18 protein-coding genes are annotated in these 16,326 nt (G+C 57.6%); 13 read left to right on the forward strand and 5 right to left on the reverse strand.

Going from position 1 to position 16,326, the window contains the following annotated elements; translation table 11 throughout:
- Nucleotides 1-55 precede the first annotated feature (55 nt).
- Nucleotides 56-442, reverse strand: a complete 387-nt coding sequence (locus AC1Q5O_RS23615) for a hypothetical protein (protein ID WP_492566378.1) — start codon at nt 440-442, stop codon at nt 56-58.
- 21 nt (nt 443-463) lie between these two features.
- Between AC1Q5O_RS23615 and msuE the strand changes: the two genes are divergently transcribed.
- The 7 genes from msuE to AC1Q5O_RS23650 are packed head-to-tail and all read left to right on the forward strand — an operon-like array spanning nt 464 to nt 6,797.
- The gene (gene msuE / locus AC1Q5O_RS23620) at nt 464-1,027 is read left to right on the forward strand and encodes an FMN reductase (RefSeq protein WP_492566380.1); all 564 of its coding nucleotides are present in this window, start codon (nt 464-466) and stop codon (nt 1,025-1,027) included.
- 5 nt (nt 1,028-1,032) lie between these two features.
- Complete coding sequence (locus tag AC1Q5O_RS23625) at nt 1,033-2,172, forward strand: acyl-CoA dehydrogenase family protein (protein WP_492566382.1); 1,140 nt, start codon at nt 1,033-1,035, stop codon at nt 2,170-2,172.
- A gap of 28 nt (nt 2,173-2,200) precedes the next feature.
- Nucleotides 2,201-3,328: an LLM class flavin-dependent oxidoreductase gene (locus AC1Q5O_RS23630; protein WP_492566383.1), complete on the forward strand. Its 1,128-nt coding sequence runs from the start codon at nt 2,201-2,203 to the stop codon at nt 3,326-3,328.
- A gap of 52 nt (nt 3,329-3,380) precedes the next feature.
- Nucleotides 3,381-4,412, forward strand: coding sequence for an ABC transporter substrate-binding protein (locus AC1Q5O_RS23635; RefSeq protein WP_492566385.1), 1,032 nt, complete (start codon nt 3,381-3,383; stop codon nt 4,410-4,412).
- 15 nt (nt 4,413-4,427) lie between these two features.
- A complete protein-coding gene (locus tag AC1Q5O_RS23640; protein ID WP_492566387.1) occupies nt 4,428-5,447 on the forward strand; it encodes an ABC transporter permease in 1,020 nt (339 codons plus the stop codon).
- Nucleotides 5,441-6,241, forward strand: coding sequence for an ABC transporter ATP-binding protein (locus AC1Q5O_RS23645; RefSeq protein ID WP_492566389.1), 801 nt, complete (start codon nt 5,441-5,443; stop codon nt 6,239-6,241). The genes AC1Q5O_RS23640 and AC1Q5O_RS23645 overlap by 7 nt, the downstream gene beginning before the upstream one ends.
- 34 nt (nt 6,242-6,275) lie before the next feature.
- Complete coding sequence (locus AC1Q5O_RS23650) at nt 6,276-6,797, forward strand: hypothetical protein (protein WP_492566391.1); 522 nt, start codon at nt 6,276-6,278, stop codon at nt 6,795-6,797.
- 46 nt (nt 6,798-6,843) lie between these two features.
- Here the strand turns inward: AC1Q5O_RS23650 and AC1Q5O_RS23655 are convergent, their stop codons facing one another.
- Together AC1Q5O_RS23655 and AC1Q5O_RS23660 are read right to left on the reverse strand one after the other, a co-directional pair.
- On the reverse strand, nt 6,844-7,362 hold the full coding sequence (locus AC1Q5O_RS23655) for a cupin domain-containing protein (RefSeq protein ID WP_492566392.1): 519 nt from the start codon (nt 7,360-7,362) through the stop codon (nt 6,844-6,846).
- A 25-nt stretch (nt 7,363-7,387) separates the two neighbouring features.
- The gene (locus tag AC1Q5O_RS23660) at nt 7,388-7,987 is read right to left on the reverse strand and encodes a peroxiredoxin-like family protein (RefSeq protein ID WP_492566394.1); all 600 of its coding nucleotides are present in this window, start codon (nt 7,985-7,987) and stop codon (nt 7,388-7,390) included.
- A 433-nt stretch (nt 7,988-8,420) separates the two neighbouring features.
- Here AC1Q5O_RS23660 and AC1Q5O_RS23665 point away from each other — a divergent pair, with 433 nt between their 5' ends.
- The 6 genes from AC1Q5O_RS23665 to AC1Q5O_RS23690 all read left to right on the forward strand — a co-directional run bounded on the left by AC1Q5O_RS23665 (nt 8,421) and on the right by AC1Q5O_RS23690 (nt 14,412).
- Nucleotides 8,421-9,755, forward strand: coding sequence for an LLM class flavin-dependent oxidoreductase (locus tag AC1Q5O_RS23665; RefSeq protein ID WP_492566396.1), 1,335 nt, complete (start codon nt 8,421-8,423; stop codon nt 9,753-9,755).
- A 43-nt stretch (nt 9,756-9,798) separates the two neighbouring features.
- Complete coding sequence (locus AC1Q5O_RS23670; RefSeq protein WP_492566398.1) at nt 9,799-10,776, forward strand: ABC transporter substrate-binding protein; 978 nt, start codon at nt 9,799-9,801, stop codon at nt 10,774-10,776.
- An 11-nt stretch (nt 10,777-10,787) separates the two neighbouring features.
- Entirely contained in the window at nt 10,788-11,666 is an 879-nt protein-coding gene (locus tag AC1Q5O_RS23675) for an ABC transporter permease subunit (protein WP_492566399.1), read from the forward strand.
- On the forward strand, nt 11,639-12,430 hold the full coding sequence (locus AC1Q5O_RS23680; protein ID WP_492566401.1) for an ABC transporter ATP-binding protein: 792 nt from the start codon (nt 11,639-11,641) through the stop codon (nt 12,428-12,430). Before AC1Q5O_RS23675 ends, AC1Q5O_RS23680 begins: the two co-directional genes overlap by 28 nt.
- 63 nt (nt 12,431-12,493) lie before the next feature.
- The gene (locus tag AC1Q5O_RS23685) at nt 12,494-14,053 is read left to right on the forward strand and encodes an FAD-dependent oxidoreductase (protein ID WP_492566403.1); all 1,560 of its coding nucleotides are present in this window, start codon (nt 12,494-12,496) and stop codon (nt 14,051-14,053) included.
- Complete coding sequence (locus tag AC1Q5O_RS23690) at nt 14,050-14,412, forward strand: 4Fe-4S binding protein (RefSeq protein WP_492566405.1); 363 nt, start codon at nt 14,050-14,052, stop codon at nt 14,410-14,412. Before AC1Q5O_RS23685 ends, AC1Q5O_RS23690 begins: the two co-directional genes overlap by 4 nt.
- 61 nt (nt 14,413-14,473) lie before the next feature.
- Here the strand turns inward: AC1Q5O_RS23690 and AC1Q5O_RS23695 are convergent, their stop codons facing one another.
- On the reverse strand, nt 14,474-15,391 hold the full coding sequence (locus AC1Q5O_RS23695) for a nucleotidyl transferase AbiEii/AbiGii toxin family protein (protein WP_492566407.1): 918 nt from the start codon (nt 15,389-15,391) through the stop codon (nt 14,474-14,476).
- Nucleotides 15,381-16,226 carry a type IV toxin-antitoxin system AbiEi family antitoxin domain-containing protein gene (locus AC1Q5O_RS23700; protein WP_492566409.1) on the reverse strand — a complete coding sequence of 282 codons (846 nt, stop codon included), beginning with the start codon at nt 16,224-16,226 and terminating at the stop codon, nt 15,381-15,383. Before AC1Q5O_RS23700 ends, AC1Q5O_RS23695 begins: the two co-directional genes overlap by 11 nt.
- Nucleotides 16,227-16,326 lie beyond the last annotated feature (100 nt).

The raw sequence follows: 16,326 nt of genomic DNA on the forward strand, positions 1-16,326 counted from the left end.
GTAGACTTTTTCGCTACAATCAAAAATGCGGGAAAATCGCCTGTTATCGGCATTTTCAAAGGAAGATTTCCAAGGCATCTGCGGCGCGCACAACCGAAGGTTTACCCATAACCTGTGCAACACTTCTCCTGGCCTGGTTTAGGAACGCTGCGACAGCATCTGTTACCACGTACACGGGATGTCGCAGCATCGGCACTGTCGCAAGATTGCACGGTCCCAAAAATGCCTGATGGACGTTGAGCGACCCTATACCAGTGCTGCTCTGGATGTCACCGGATTCGATCTGCCGCGTTGTTGGCAGGCGAGTGAACCAAACAGCGTCCCATCTTCTGGCCGCGATTGAGAAAAATATACCAGTATCGGCGCGCAGTTCAGCGTCTGCTTTCTTTTTAATCTCTATTACTTTGGTAGTGTTAATGGATGGCCGTGTTAGCGGCAGCATCTGTTATCAGGGATATCGCTCATGCCCAATCCGACTGTCGTGGGTGTCTCCGGCAATTTCCATCGTCCTTCCAAGACAAGATCGCTCGTCACCAACCTAGTCGGGCGGATCGCTAATCGATATGGTCTGACGTCTGAAGTCTATGACCTGATTGATGTGGGAGACTCCCTCGGCTCCGCCCGGCATGCCAGTGAACTTAGTCCTGCCGCCACAACCATTCTCCATCGTGTCGTGACGGCCGATATCCTTGTGGTTGGTACACCGACCTATAAGGGCAGCTATACCGGGCTCTTCAAGCATTTCATCGATTTGTTCGAGCCGCTCGCCCTGCAGGGCAAGCCAATCCTGCTGACCGCCACAGGCGGCAGCGATCGGCATGCGCTGATTGTCGAACATCAGTTGCGGCCTTTGTTTGGTTTCTTCATGGCGCACACGCTCCCGACAGGCATCTTTGCCGTCGACCGCGACTTCCTCAATCATGAGATCGTTGCCGAACATATCAACGCCCGGATCGCCCAGGCGGTTGAAGAAGCCCGTCCCTTTGTCGGGCAGTCGGCGGGCCCGGCCATCAGTGCGGCGGAGTAGGTGCGATGACGCGGGCACTGACGCTTGGCGAGACAGCCCGAACGGTTGCAGCGGAATTTGCTGTGACTGCAAGTCTTGATGATGAAAGCGGTGCGTTCCCGCACGAGAACTTCCGGAAACTGCAGGAATACGGATTGCTGGCACTGACCTCGCCGGTCACCTACGGTGGGCGGGGGGCCGGGCTTGGCGATGCTGCGACTGTGATCGGCGAAATCGCCAAGGGCGAACCATCAACCGCACTTATCCTCATCATGCAATACATCAACCTTGCAACGCTGCCGGGCGGGCGCTGGCCGGAACATCTGGTCCGGCGTGTGCTGGCTGATGCGGCGCAGCGTGGTGCACTTATCAATGCCTTGAGGGTTGAACCGGAGCTTGGAACACCAATTCGTGGCGGTCTTCCCGCCACGACAGCTCGTCGTACCGAAGAAGGCTGGTCACTGAGTGGCCGCAAGATCTATTCGACAGGCATAGCCGGGCTCACCTGGTGCATTGTCTGGGGGCGAACGGACGAGGAAAGCCCGCGCGTGGGTGCTTTCCTGGTTCCGGCAAATGCCGATGGTATACGCATTGAGGAGACGTGGAACCCGCTCGGCATGCGCGCGACGGCAAGCCACGACGCGATATTTCAGGACGTCCGTATTCCCTTCGATCATGCGGTTGATATTCGTCCGCCCGAGCAATGGAAAGATCGCGAAGCCGGCCAAGCCGTGTGGATGGCAGTACTGCTCGGTTCACTCTATGACGGTGTGGCGCGGGCTGCCCGGGATTGGCTCGTTCAGTTTCTCCATGACCGCAAGCCCGCCAATCTTGGCGCTGCCTTGGCGACGGTCCCTCGTATCCAGCAGGCCCTCGGTGAAATTGAGGAGCTGCTCGCCGCGAATGCGCGACTGCTCCGTTCGGCTGCACGCGATGCGGATACGGGTGAAGCTCCATCATCGCCTGAAAGCAATCTCCTCAAGCTGACCGTCACTGAGAATGCCATCTCCGCTGTCGAAAAAGCGTTGAGATTGACAGGGAACCACGGCATCAGCCGCAACAACCCGCTGGAACGTCATTACCGCAACGTTCTGTGCGGCCGCATCCATTCACCCCAGGAAGACACTGTGCGGATCGCTGCGGGGCGAGCTGCACTGGGAAACTGAGATCGATTACACGTTAAAGGAGGCCACCATGCCAGTTGAATTCATTGGGTATGTCGGAAATGCCAACGGGTCGGAAACGATCCGCTCTACAGGCCAGGCACTTGACCTGAACCATATCGAGGCACTCGCGAAAGTGCAGGAAAACGGCGGTTTCGACCGCGTGCTTCTGGCCTTCAATTCGACGTCTCCCGAAAGCATTCTCGTCAGCCAGCACGTGACCAGCGTGACCAGGACGCTCAACGTCATGATCGCCCACCGTCCCGGCTTCACGGCGCCGACCGTCGCGGCACGACAGCTTGCAACTCTTGACCACATCAGCGGGGGGCGTGTCGGCGTTCATATCATCACCGGAGGCAATGACGTCGAACTGGCGCAGGATGGCGATCATCTGACGAAGGACGAGCGCTACGCACGCACGACGGAATATCTCGACATCGTTCGTCAGGAATGGACGAGCAAGGAACCATTCGATTATGACGGCCAGTACTACAAGGTCGACAAGGCTTTCGGCAGCATCAAACCGGTGCAGCCGGATGGTATTCCGGTCTATTTCGGCGGAGCATCCGATGCGGCTCTTCAAGTGGCCGGTAAACATGCGGATATCTATGCTCTGTGGGGTGAAACCCATGCGCAGGTGAAGGAACTGGTCCAGCGTGTTCGCGAGGCAGCAGCGCCTTATGGTCGATCGCCGCGGTTCAGCCTCTCGCTGCGCCCGATCCTGGCGGGGACGGAAGAAGCGGCCTGGGCCAAGGCCAACGCCATTCTGGAAAAAGCCAGGGCCCTGATCGATGCCGGCAAGGTCCGCGATCCGAACAACCAGCGCTTCAACCAGATCGGAGGTCGGAGTCCGGCCAATGAGGGCTCAAAGCGCCTCTTGGCTGCGGCGGCGCAGGGCACTGTCCTCGACAAGCGCCTATGGACCGGGATTGCCGGGCTGACCGGCGCGCAGGGCAATACAACGTCATTGGTCGGGACTCCGGATCAGGTGGCGGAGGCATTCCTCGACTATTACGACCTTGGCATCACCACTTTCCTTATCCGCGGTTTCGATCCGATCGAGGATGCCTTCCATTACGGACGTGACCTCCTGCCGCGCGTGCGTGAGCTCGTGGCGCAGCGGGATACGGCGACCAAACATGCGCAGGCGGCAGAGTAGATGCAGGCCGTCGCCGTTGGATTCAATCAGCACAATTTCAAGGAGATGGGAAATGGGGAATTTCACGCTTGACCGCCGCACATTGCTGCGCGGTGCCGGTGCATTGGGCTTGGCAGCGCCGTTCGGTTCCATGGCTCTGACCGGGCTTGCGGGAGCGCAGACCGCAGCAGCACCCGCAAAGGAACTGAAGAAGATCAAGTTTGCCACGAACGCTTCGGCGATCTGTCTCGCTCCTGTCTTTGTCGCCAAAGAGCAGGGGATCTTCGCCAAGTACGGCCTTGACGTCGAACTGGTGAATTTCGGTGCTTCGACCGAAGCGCTTCTCGAGGCCATTGCAACGGGCAAGGCCGATGGCGGGGTGGGCATGGCGTTGCGCTGGCTGAAAGCACTGGAACAGGGCTTCGACGTGAAAATCACCGCTGGTACCCATGGCGGCTGCTCGCGGCTCATCACACCGGCAAGCACCGGGTTGAAAACACTTGCAGACCTCAAGGGCAAATCCATCGGCGTTTCGGATCTGGCCAGCCCTGGCAAGAATTTCTTCTCGATCCTTCTTAACAAGGAAGGGATCAACCCCATCAGCGACGTCGAATGGCGGCAGTATCCGGGTGAGCTGTTGCAGGTCGCTGCCGAGAAGGGAGAGATCCATGCCATCGCCGACGGTGATCCGAAAGCATTCTTCTGGCTCCGGGACAACAATTATGTGCAGATCGCCTCGAATCTCGACCATGGTTTCGAGAAGCGGGTTTGCTGCATCGTCGGTCTGCGCGGCAGCCTGATCCGTGATGATTTGCCGACGGCCACGGCTCTGACGCGTGCATTGCTGGAAGCGCAGGACTGGACTGTTGCGAAGCCGGAAGACGCAGCCAAGGCATTCCTGCCGAATGCGCCAAAGGACAAATCGACCGATGACCTGATCGCGGTACTGCTCGCCCAGACGCACAACCACAATCCGACGGGTACCGATCTTAAGAAGGAGATCGCCCTTTACGCAGGTGAGCTGCGCGATGTGCAGGTTTTCAAACAGTCGACCGATCCGGATGCGTTTGCCGCCAAGGTCTACGCGAATGTCCTGTCAGCTTGACGAAAGGGGTAAGGCATGACCGCCATAGAGTCGAATGATACGGCATTCTCGGCCGCTCGGGCAACTTCTGCCCAGTCGGGCAGGAGATCTGCCCGATTTTGGCGGACGGGTGCAGTTGCGGCCGCACTCTGGCTCGGTTCCGCGGCGGTTATAGAATTCTGGCCCGAGATCATTCCCGCGCCTTACGGGAGGGAGCTTGCGATCTTGTCGGTTCTTATCGCAGCGCTGCTCGTGCTGGTTCTGACCACAGGATTTATCCTCGGCAAGACCGCGATCTGGGTTCGCTATTATGGTCCCTGGTTTGCCGTTGCGGCGGTAGGGCTTGGAATATGGGAAATGCTGACAGCCAAGCTTGCCGTGCTTCCGGTCCCATTTTTCTCGTCACCGCAAGGTATTCTGGAGGTCTATATCGATGATTGGGCACGCCTTGGCGAGAGTGTTCTTCATTCGGTTCTGCTGCTGGCCAAGGGGTATTTCTTCGGTGCGGTCGTCGGCTTCACAACCGGTGTCACCATCGGCTGGTCGAGGGCGGCGGGCTATTGGGTTCACCCCATCCTGCGGCTGATCGGGCCGCTCCCGGCAACGGCCTGGCTGCCGCTTTCCTTCTTTATCTTCCCCTCGAGCGGATCGGCGAGCGTCTTTCTCATCGCGCTGGCGACCGCATTTCCGGTGACGATCCTCACCTGGTCAGGCATCGCCAGCGTAAATCGTGATTATTACGATATTGCGCGCACGCTTGGGGCCAGTCGCTGGTTCCTTATCTTCAAGGTCGCCATTCCTGCCGCCCTGCCGCATGTCTTCGTCGGCCTGTTCATGGGGCTTGGGACATCTTTTGCAGTGCTGGTCGTTGCCGAGATGCTGGGTGTCAAGGCAGGCCTCGGCTGGTATCTGCAATGGGCGCAAGGCTGGGCCGCTTATGCCAACATGTATGCCGCGCTGATCGTCATGGCTTTGATGTGCTCGAGCCTTATCACCATCCTCTTCCGTATCCGTGACCGGGTACTTTCATGGCAGAAAGGGCTTGTCAGATGGTAGCGCTTGCCCCGTCCGATTTTCGAACACCGCCGAACTTGACCGGTGTTCAGGTGAATATCGGCGCCGTATCGCATCAGTTCGAACTCGAGGGTGCACCGCTGCCCGTTCTCGATAGGGTGAGCTTTGCGGTTGAACCGGGACAATTCGTGGCGCTGCTCGGTCCCTCCGGTTGCGGCAAGTCCACTTTGCTGCGGCTTCTCGCAGGTCTTGATCATCCGACCAGCGGTTCGTTGCGGGTTGATGGCGAGGAGATCGGCGATCCGGATCCCTCGCGGATCCTGGTCTTCCAGGATCCGACGCTTTTCCCCTGGCGAACCGTCTGGGACAATGTAGCTCTCGGGCTTGAAGCGCAGGGCATCATCAGGACCGGTGGTGACCGTGTGGATGCGGCATTGCGGCTCGTCGGTCTTGACGGTTTCGAAAAGGCCTATCCCCACCAGCTTTCGGGAGGCATGGCACAGCGCGTCGCACTTGCGCGCGCGCTGGTGAATGATCCGCGTCTGCTTCTCCTCGACGAACCGCTGGGCAAGCTCGACTCGCTGACGCGGCTCACCATGCAGGCGGAGCTGGTGGCTCTCTGGCAGAAGGCTGGAATGACCGCCATTCTCGTCACCCACGATGTCGAGGAAGCATTATTTCTGACCCAGCGCGTTCTCGTCTTCGGGCCCCGACCGGCACAGATCGTCGCCGATATTCCGGTGGATCTGCCCTATCCGCGTCATCGGGGCGATCCAAGACTTGGCGAATTGCGCCGTGTGGCACTCCAGCATCTTGGCCTTGCGGCCACCTGGTAGCCGGATGCCACTGACGCCGATCATAAACTCCAAAATGCCGATCATTGCCGGCGGCGCGATCGGCCTGCTGATCAGTTGCGGATTTGATAAGAGGCTGGGTTTCTCCGGTCTGAAGGACCGTTCGGTGCGGATACCATTGGTATCAAACGATCTTGCGGCCACCTGTGTGACTGCGGCAAAAGACGGGGATCCTCGTGCTGCCGCACGCCTGTTTCGTTTGATTGCGGAGGGGGGCGATCCGGGCCCTCTTCCGCCACCGAGGCTCAGGGCGACAATCCTTGTCGATCCGCCGCATGTTGGCGATGTCGCCATTACGATCATTGATTTGGAGAAAGATGGACTACCCGCAGTCGATACAGTCGAGATCACCTTTGAGCTGGCAAAACCTTCATTCGGCCTCGGACCCTTTCGCCATACAATCACGCGTCACGGCGGCGGGTCTTTCACGGTGCCTCCTTTGACGGTTGCCATGAACGGCTTTTGGGCCGTGAAGGTCACTGTCATTGACGCTGCCGGATCAAATCTTGAGGCAACCAACGTGCTTGAGATTGTCTGAATGCCGTCCGCGCGAGATCGGACGGCCGGTCCACACAACGCCGTGCCTATCGATGAATGGGGTCTTTCCAAAGGACGCCTTCCGGCTTTTCCACCGGTTCAATATCAAGATTGACGACGACGGGGTCCTGACCCGAACGCACGAGCACGCATTCGAGCGTCTCGTCTTCGCTCGCATTGATTTCCTGGTGCGGCACGTAGGGCGGCACGTAGATGAAATCGCCAGGCCCCGCTTCCGCGGTGAACTCGAGATGGTTGCCCCAACGCATGCGGGCCTTGCCTTTCACCACGTAGATAATACTTTCGAGGTCCCCGTGGTGATGCGCCCCGGTCTTTGCATTGGCGTGGATCGTCACCGTGCCAGCCCAGATTTTCTCAGCGCCGGCTCGCGCATTGTTAATTGCAGTCGCGCGGTTCATGCCGGGTGTCTGGGCCGTATTGGGATCCAACTGATTTCCGGGAATGACCTTTACGCCATTGTCACGCCAGTCGATCTCCTCATGCGAGTGTTCGTGATCGTGGCTATGGTCATGGTGGTCATGATCGTGATGATGGTCTTTTGACAATGTAATTCTCTCGCTACTGCGTGGTTTACGCGGCTGCACGTTCGCGGATCAGGCGGACGGCTTGAATAACGTTTTCAGGTTCGGTCCGGACAAGCCAGTCTGGACTGACATCGGCAAAACGGACGGTGCCTGTCTGGTCGATGACGATGGTTGCGGGCATCGGCAATTCCCATGTGCCCGTACCAGTGATATCGCCGATCGATGTTCCCTTCGCGAGAGCCGCCTGCCGGGATGGTTCGTCATAGCCGTAGAGGATACCCAATTTACGCGCGAGGTCGTTGCCGAAATCCGTTGCGACCAGAAAATCAAGATTGTGGCGTTCCTTGATGCCAACGAGACGCTCAGGCACCTGCGGACTGACAGCCACCAGAGTTGCACCCAACTCTCTAACCGCGGGAGCGAGATGGGCATTGTAGTAGGGCAGGGCGATATTGCAGGCGGGACATCCCTCGAAGCGGAAGAACACCAGAACCAATGGACCTGTCTCAAGGAGTCGACGAAGCGAAAGCTCCGCGCCTCCCACTTCCTTCAGTGCAAAGGCGTCAACCTTGTCTCCGGCTTTGACGAAACCGGACCGATCAGCCGTATCGACAAGCAGCTGGCGTTGATCAATGTTAATTCGCAAGGCCTGCGGCTCCATGGTTTTTGCGCGGTTAGACTGGAATTGCGCGAGTGTATGATTAAGGCTCTCTGGTTCTGACATTTGTTGTCGCTCCGGTTGCTTGGTCATGCAACAAAAATACGGTCTTTAGAACAGGAGCCACAGACAGGAATTTTTGCTTTGCCTGGGTGGGGCGAATATATCCTCCAGCCGCCTATGGTTTGTTAGCAAGGTATTCCCTGGGCGTCAGTGGAGCGCATTGGCGCACACCCTGGAAACTCGTTGGACGTTGGTGATCAATGTTACCGTTGGAGCGATCGGTAGCAATTATCTCCCGTATGCATGTTGAAATTGCAATTCCATATCTAACTCGACTATTTGAATCGTCTTAAGCTTCTCGTGTTCTGACCAACGATGCGAAGCTTGCGCCGGGTCGAAAACGATCGGGGAGTTTGCAATGGCGGATAGCCGGAAACTGAAGCTTGGATTCATGCTCCACGGAGTTGGCATGGGATGGGGCGATTGGCGTCACCCGGATTCCCAACCCAACGCAAGCACGAGCTTTGCGTATTATAAAAGACAGGCACAACTTGCCGAAAGCGCCAAGTTTGATTTCCTCTTTGTGGCCGACAGCGTCTTCATCACGGAAAAATCCAGCCCGCATTATCTCAATCGCTTCGAGCCGCTCACTATCCTTTCCGCACTTGCCGGGGCGACGTCAAACATTGGGCTCGTCGCCACGCTGACCGTCAGCTACAGCGAGCCGTTCAACGTGGCGCGGCAGTTTGCTTCCCTCGATCACATCAGCGGCGGACGGGCTGGCTGGAACGTCGTGACCTCCTGGCTTGAAGGCAGTGCCGCCAATTTCAGCAAGTCTTCCCATCTTGCCCATGACACACGTTATCGCCTTGCGGGAGAGTATCTTGATGTCGTGCAGGGTCTCTGGGATTCCTGGGAAGACGACGCGCTTGTTCACGACAAAGCCTCAGGCGTGTTCTTTAACCGGGCGAAGCTTCATACGCTTGATCATCACGGCGAATTCTTCCAGGTTAGAGGGCCTCTCAACATCGCCCGATCGGCGCAGGGTCAGCCAGTAATTTTTCAGGCCGGAGCTTCTGAAGACGGCAAGAATTTTGCTGCCGCCCGGGCCGACGCGATATTCGTCCATCACGAGAATCTTGAGGAAGGCAAAGCCTACTACCGGGACACCAAGAATAGGGCCGCCGGCTTTGGCCGTGATCCAAACGACTTGTTCATCCTGCCCGGGATTCGCCCTGTCATCGGATCCACTGAAGAGGAAGCGGAGCGCAAATACCGGGAGTTCGTCAATCTCACTTCTATCGAGAATGCCCTTTCCATGCTGGGCCGTCCTTTCAATGATTATGATTTTCTACAGCACGATCTTGATGGCGCATTCCCCGATATTGGAGCGCACGGAGCCAACAGCAACCAAAGTGCGTCCAACAGGATTCTCGATACGGCGCGGAGAGAAAACCTTACCCTTCGGCAGGCGGCATTGCGCTTTGCAACGCCGCGAACAGAATTCGTCGGCACGCCAACCCAGGTGGCTGACGCGTTGCAGCGCTGGCTTGAGGGGCGTGGATCGGACGGATTTGTCATCAATGTTTCGCTGCCTAAGGAACTGGAAGTCTTTGTAGAGACGGTTGTTCCAATTCTTCAGGAACGTGGGATTTACCGCACCGAATACGAGGCCGAAACATTCCGCGGCAACCTTGGAATCCCCATCCCGGTCAACAGGTATGCCGCAGAGATTGCGGCCGCAGCCGAGTGAATTTTCCCTCTGGATATTTGACCCTAACGAAAGTTGAACCGCTATGACAACAGTCTCACGCCGTTATATCAATCTTGCCATCGCAGGCCTCGTCTCCGGGCTGACGCTCGGAACAGCGCCCTCAACATTCGCAGCTCAGGATCTGAGCAAGGTCACACTTCGTATTGGCGACCAGACAGGGGCTACGCGGGCAAAGCTGGAGGCCGCGGGCTTGCTGAAAGACGTGCCCTATCAGATTGAGTGGTCGGTCTTTCCTGCAGCCGTCAATCTTCATGAGGCCCTGAAGGCAAATGCCGTTGATATTGGGGGAGCTGCGGATTCCCCGACCGTCAGCGCAATTGCCGGAGGATCGAAAATCAAGGTAGCGGCTTACTTCACCAACGGTGGCCTCGGAAGCTCGATTATCATCCCTGCCGGAAGCCCGATCAAATCGATAGAGGACCTGAAGGGTAAGACGATCTCGCCAACAACACGCGGCAGTGTCGCCCATTATCTGACGCTGGGCGTCCTGAAAAAGGCCGGGCTTACCGTGAATGACGTGAAACTCGCGTTCCTGACGCCGACCGATGCGAGCGCCGCATTTCAGGCCGGAAGCATCGATGCCTGGGGAACCTGGGGCGTCTACAAGGCTCGCAGCATCGGTACGCTGAAAGCGACGGTGTTAATCGACGGCCCCGGCGTCAACACGGGAAACAATGTTCTAAGTGCAACCGACAAAGCGCTGGCTGATCCTGGTAAGGTTGCGGCGATTGCGGACTTTTCGGATCGCGTCGAGCGCGGCTACAAATGGTCGACGGAAAACAAGGATGCATTTATCGACTTCTACAGTGCTTTCACAAAGCAGGATCGACAAACCATCGAGAGTATCTATCCCGATGAAGCCGCCTATAAGCGTGGCACGCTCGACGATGCCTTTGCCGCTTCGCTGCAGAACGTATTCGATACCTGGAAAGAGGCAGGTGTTCTCACCGGTTCGCTCAATCTGAGCGACTATGTCTATCGCGATCTTCCGGCCAATTGACGGACTGGACGATGAGTTCGCTTCAGAGAGATCCTATCCTGAATATTGGGCGGATGGACAGTGTTAACCCAAGAGGCGTGACTGGACTACCGTTGCAAACAATCACACCGGCATCTGCAAGGCGTGGGAGTATTCCGCGCTGGGTGAGGCGTTTTTCCGGCCCGGTGCTTCTCGTGCTGATCTGGCATGTCGCCTCGGTCTCCGGAGTGTTGCCGGGCGAAATACTGGCGGGGCCGGCAACTGTCATTTCAAGCGCTGCAAAGCTGTTTGCAACGGGTGAACTTCAAGAGGCAATGTGGATATCACTCAGACGTGCACTCAGCGGACTCGCGATCGGAGGTACGATCGGTGTGACACTCGCGGTCGTGGCTGGGCTATTCCGGCTCGGTGAGGACTTGATCGACGCGCCTATGCAAATGTTGCGGACCGTCCCGAACGTTGCCCTTATCCCGCTCCTTATTATCTGGTTCGGCATCGGAGAGACCCCGAAGGTCGCGCTGATTGCGCTCGGTACTGCATTTCCTCTTTACCTGAATGTTTATGCGGGCATTCGCAATGTCGATTCAACACTGATCGAAGCGGGTCGCACGCTTGGACTTTCGCGGCTGGCGATGATCCGCCACGTGATCTTGCCCGGAGCGCTCCCGAATGCACTGATCGGTCTGCGCTATGCACTTGGCATTGCCTGGCTTGCGCTCGTCTTCGGGGAGCAGATTAATGCGACAGCGGGTATCGGTTATCTGATGGCGAACGCCCGTGAGTTTTTCCAAACGGATGTCATCGTCGTCTGCCTTGCGGTCTATGCGCTGCTTGGCCTCGCTGTCGATTTCATGGTCCGAACTCTAGAGAAGGTGTTCCTTGCATGGCGGCCAGCGTTCAACGGAACTTGAAAATTGTCGAAACCGAGACGCCAGTGGACGTTTTGGGTCGGGCAAAAGCGACCGATTTGGCAGTCAGAGTGCGCGGGCTCACGCGCCGCTTTGGCGAGCGTGAGGTATTAAAGAACCTTGATCTCGACATCGCACCCGGTGAGTTCGTCGCGCTCCTCGGCGCGAGTGGTTGCGGCAAGAGCACGTTGCTACGGATACTCGCCGACCTTGATCGCGAAATGATCGGCGAGGTTGAAGTGCCCGTCCGGCGTGCGGTTGCCTTCCAGGCTCCTCGCCTGATGCCATGGAAGAAGGTCTGGCGAAACGTGGTTCTTGGCTTACCTGGGCGGCCTGACCGGCAGCGGGCGCTCGCGGCTCTTGAGGAAGTTGGTATCAGCCATCGGGCCGACCAATGGCCTAAGGTCCTATCGGGAGGTGAGGCGCAGCGCACGTCGCTTGCCCGCGCCTTGGTGCGCGAGCCCGATCTCCTTCTGCTTGACGAGCCATTCGCTGCTCTCGACGCCCTTACGCGCATCAAGGCACAGGATCTGGTCGGGGAACTGTGGCAGCGGCATGGCTGCGCAATCCTTCTGGTCACGCATGATGTGGAAGAAGCCGTTCTCCTCGCTGATCGCGTCCTGGTGATGAAAGATGGCGTCATTGCTCATGAGGAACACATAGCCATGCGTCGTCCGCGCGACGTTGCCGATCCGGCCTTCGCACGTATACGCGGCGATCTTCTGGACTGGTTGGGTGTGCGTCACGGAAAATACGACAATGATTAGGCTCTCCGAACCAAGGCTGGGGCCATTTATACCGTGAGCAATCATCGGCAAGATACACTGGAATTGACCACCGATGTTCTTGTCATCGGCGGCGGACTTGCGGGAACTTGGGCGGCGTCCGCCGCTCGTCGGACCGGGGCCTCTGTTATACTCGTCGACAAAGGCTACTGCGGCACCAGCGGCGTTACCGCGACGGCTGGTCCCGGTCATTGGTGGGTACCGCCAGATCCTGCCGAATTGCGTGAGAACACAATCCGCAACCGTCTCAAGACGGGCTTCGGATTGAACGACCCGGAATGGATGAACCGTGTGCTGGCATTGACTTGGGAAAGTCTGCCCACACTGGCGAAATTCTATAATTTCTCGAAAGATGAGAACGGAATGATGCAGTACCGTGCGCTGCGGGGGCCGGAATACATGCGCGCCCTGCGCAATCTGGTCGACAGTCTTGATGTCACGGTCCTCGACCACAGCCCGGCATTGGAACTGCTCCAGCATTCCGATGGTTCGGTGTCCGGCGCGCGTGGTATCCGTCGCCAGAAGGGTGGCGATTGGCAAGTCAATGCAGGAGCTGTGGTACTGGCGACCGGTGGCACGTCGTTCCTATCCCGGTTGCTTGGCTCGCATACCAACACTGGTGACGGCTATCTCATGGCTGCGGAGGCGGGGGCAGAGCTCTCCGGTATGGAGTTTACAAGCTATTATACTGTCGCCCCCAATCATTCGACGATGACGCGGTCGATGTCCTATGCCTTTGCCACCTATTACGATGAGGATGGTGTAGTCATCCCGATGCCCCCAGGCCCCGATACAATGCGGCCTCTGGCGCGCGCCCTACTCAAGGGGCGGGTTTTCTGCGACCTGCATCGGACGCCCGAAGACATACGAGCGAAAGTGCCGGTGATATCGCCAAATTTCATGCTGCCCTTCAGGCGCTGGGGTATTGATCCCTATAAGGATCGCTTCGAGGTCACCCTTCACGGAGAAGGGACTATTCGTGGTATCGGCGGCCTGAGGGTTGCTGGCCGGGATTGCCGCACTTCTGTGCCCGGACTATTCGCTGCTGGCGATGCCGCGACGCGCGAGTTGGTCGCCGGCGCGATTTCCGGCGGCGGAAACATCAACTCAGCTTGGGCCGTCTCATCCGGCCAGTGGGCGGGGCAAGGAGCAGCACGTTACGCAAGGAAACACGAAGCAGCAGGCGGTGGCAGACCCATCGGGCAGGCGGGACTGCGACCCGGTTCTGCAACAAGGCACGTCGACCTGGCTGCGGCGCTGGCCGCCGTTCAAAGAGAAGTGTTACCGTATGACAAGAACATTTTCCGCAGTGGCGACCGACTAGAGCAGTCAGGGACGGTTCTTGAAGACATCTGGACGGAGTTTCACTCACATGCCGCAGGTAACTTCCAAACCGTGCTGAGGACGCGTGAAACGGCGGCAATGCTGGCGACCGCCCGCTGGTGTGTAGCCTCCGCTCTTGCTCGGAACGAAAGCCGCGGCATGCATCAGCGGGATGACAGGCCCCAGACGTCCGCTCGATTCAACAGGCGGATACTTGTAGGTGGGCTCCAAAAAGTCTGGACCCGCACTGATCCTGCACCGAAACCGGAGCTTGCATCATGATTGAACTCGTCATTGAAGAGCGTTGTTCAGGCTGCAATGCCTGTGTCGAAATATGTCCGACCAACGTACTTGAAATTGGTAGTGACAGTTCTCCGTTTATTGCTCGACAGAACGAATGCCAGACCTGTTTTATGTGTGAGCTCTATTGTGTTGAAGATGCAATCTACGTCGGACCCTACTGCGACCGGCCCGATCCGGTCGATAGGGAATCGATCCTCGCGTCAGGATTGCTAGGTGAATTACGTCGTTATCACGGATGGGACGAGTGGGCCGCGGATCCCCGTTATTCCAATGAGCATTGGCAGATGGAGAAGGTGTTTTTGCGTGCTCGGGACATGGCGATTTGCACGGCACCTTAAAGAGCTGATAAACGTTTTCAGATTCAGTGTGCCAGAGCGTGCTATAACCGTCGTCCGGACGCTAAGACAATATGTTTTCAATCTCCTGGCGCTGCTGGGCGTGTTTCTCCGGGTTCTGCTCTTTCAGTTTCGTAAGGTTGAGCAGTTTCCATCTGACGGCCGGCAGGTTTGCCGCCTGCGGCATGCCGATGGCTTCAAAATCCGGCTCGGTATCGTGCAGTGAAAGCAAGAAACGCATTGCGCTATCATCCAACCGTGTGAGTAAGTCGTCGGTCAGACGCACCCGTGCATCCTTCAGTTCACCGAGGTTGACAGGCGCGGTGGTCATACCTTCAAACTCCTTGACGAACGCTTCGTCGAGTTCGGAGAACGAGGGCTTGATAAGCTCGTGCGGCGGCCGGCCCGAGCTGGCGACATAAATGAGGAAGGTGCGAAATAGTGCATCCGTCAGCCCTTCATTCTCGTAGAGCAGCTTCACATCGAAGAGATCCCGCGGGTGTTGACGATCAACAGCTGCATGAAGCTTGCCACCAAACAGATCCTCAAAGGAGACGACCTGCATTTCGGCGAAGCCGAACGTGTCGGCGACAAGGTCAGTCACGGACCTTAGATCAGGAGGGTGTACCGTTCCACGCGAGACCGGCGATGTCTCGATCTTGATCTCGGTGGTGCCCTGCCGGACCAGTATCCGTGTGTCATTATTGCCCCCACCGGCGATCCGCTGGACGGCAACGCCGCGAAGGTTTTTCAGTAGATCTTCGCGAATGCGATCGAGCGTTGTGTCAATGCCGTTCAACGTCGCTTCCCGATCCTCGATCGGCAGATAGGTGAGGTCAATATCGACCGACAGACGCGGCATGTTACGGTAGAAGAGATTAATTGCGGTTCCGCCCTTGAGTGCGAACACGTCCTGCCGCGCGATGTAGGGCAACGTCCGGACGAGCAGTTCGACCTGCCGCATATATCGCTCACGCGCCATGCGCAGCCTCCCGTGGTACCAGGTCTGCCGGGACTGTAATGCGATAGATAGGGTGAAGCCGGCCGCCGGGAGCAAGAGCCCGGTCGCCGCGTCCCATGTCGATACGCGACATGTCGATATACTTACGCCACGCATGCGCATGTTTGTCGGCATAGACGAAGAACAGGCGTTTGACCTTCACGCTCCGGCATTGGGTCAATAGTGTCGTCAGTAATTTTGGGCGTAGGTTGACCATCCCTTCAAACGTCATGTCGATGATGTGGAAGCTCTCGTTTTTCGGCAGTTCATCGAGGGCCTCTAAGAGTGCCCGCTCGGCTGACGACATCCTGATCGGCCAGCGCCATGGGCTCAACGCGAGCTCCGCGTCTGCGTCCTCGGACAGGCTGAATTCACTGTCTTCGACGCCGGTGATTTCTTCACCGAATAGCGCATCGCCTCTCCGAACGAAGCGGGCATCGGTTTGCAGCTTCACGAGCCAGTCCGGGATATCCGGCCCATAGAGATATATGCGGGCGCCGCCACCAAGCTGCAGATAGTGTGAATGGCCGCGCAAACTGAGGGCGCTCAAGCCTCCCACGTGGAAATCATGTCCCATGATCCATTGGGCGGACAACAGTGGAATCTTCCATCCTGTCGTGACTTCCAATTTATCTCCTGGCGAGAAGGGGCGGCGATAGACGCCTTTCGTTATCCGCTCGAGCCAGCCCTGTTTTACGTAGGCCGAGACCGATTGCCGCGAGATGTCATTGCGCGCCGTCCAAACCGAGTCTATTAGAAAGCCCGGCGGCACCGACTGGAGCATGTACTTTAGCTTCGGTGTGCTGTGTCCATCCATGATAGACATTCTCGCACAAGTTCAAAGCGATTTCCAGCGTGACTTTACAGTAACCCGGTTACGTCAATCTGAAATAGACAAAAACGTTGTCATCCAAAGT

This window comes from Phyllobacterium sp. MT110, assembly GCF_058792715.1.

What these genes read in the sequence shown, in the direction of transcription:
- AC1Q5O_RS23615 (WP_492566378.1), bottom strand. Translation starts at nt 442, where the DNA reads ATGCTGCCGCTAACACGGCCATCCATTAACACTACCAAAGTAATAGAG.
- msuE (WP_492566380.1), top strand. Translation starts at nt 464, where the DNA reads ATGCCCAATCCGACTGTCGTGGGTGTCTCCGGCAATTTCCATCGTCCT.
- AC1Q5O_RS23625 (WP_492566382.1), top strand. Translation starts at nt 1,033, where the DNA reads ATGACGCGGGCACTGACGCTTGGCGAGACAGCCCGAACGGTTGCAGCG.
- AC1Q5O_RS23630 (WP_492566383.1), top strand. Translation starts at nt 2,201, where the DNA reads ATGCCAGTTGAATTCATTGGGTATGTCGGAAATGCCAACGGGTCGGAA.
- AC1Q5O_RS23635 (WP_492566385.1), top strand. Translation starts at nt 3,381, where the DNA reads ATGGGGAATTTCACGCTTGACCGCCGCACATTGCTGCGCGGTGCCGGT.
- AC1Q5O_RS23640 (WP_492566387.1), top strand. Translation starts at nt 4,428, where the DNA reads ATGACCGCCATAGAGTCGAATGATACGGCATTCTCGGCCGCTCGGGCA.
- AC1Q5O_RS23645 (WP_492566389.1), top strand. Translation starts at nt 5,441, where the DNA reads ATGGTAGCGCTTGCCCCGTCCGATTTTCGAACACCGCCGAACTTGACC.
- AC1Q5O_RS23650 (WP_492566391.1), top strand. Translation starts at nt 6,276, where the DNA reads ATGCCGATCATTGCCGGCGGCGCGATCGGCCTGCTGATCAGTTGCGGA.
- AC1Q5O_RS23665 (WP_492566396.1), top strand. Translation starts at nt 8,421, where the DNA reads ATGGCGGATAGCCGGAAACTGAAGCTTGGATTCATGCTCCACGGAGTT.
- AC1Q5O_RS23670 (WP_492566398.1), top strand. Translation starts at nt 9,799, where the DNA reads ATGACAACAGTCTCACGCCGTTATATCAATCTTGCCATCGCAGGCCTC.
- AC1Q5O_RS23675 (WP_492566399.1), top strand. Translation starts at nt 10,788, where the DNA reads ATGAGTTCGCTTCAGAGAGATCCTATCCTGAATATTGGGCGGATGGAC.
- AC1Q5O_RS23680 (WP_492566401.1), top strand. Translation starts at nt 11,639, where the DNA reads ATGGCGGCCAGCGTTCAACGGAACTTGAAAATTGTCGAAACCGAGACG.
- AC1Q5O_RS23690 (WP_492566405.1), top strand. Translation starts at nt 14,050, where the DNA reads ATGATTGAACTCGTCATTGAAGAGCGTTGTTCAGGCTGCAATGCCTGT.
- AC1Q5O_RS23695 (WP_492566407.1), bottom strand. Translation starts at nt 15,391, where the DNA reads ATGGCGCGTGAGCGATATATGCGGCAGGTCGAACTGCTCGTCCGGACG.
- AC1Q5O_RS23700 (WP_492566409.1), bottom strand. Translation starts at nt 16,226, where the DNA reads ATGGATGGACACAGCACACCGAAGCTAAAGTACATGCTCCAGTCGGTG.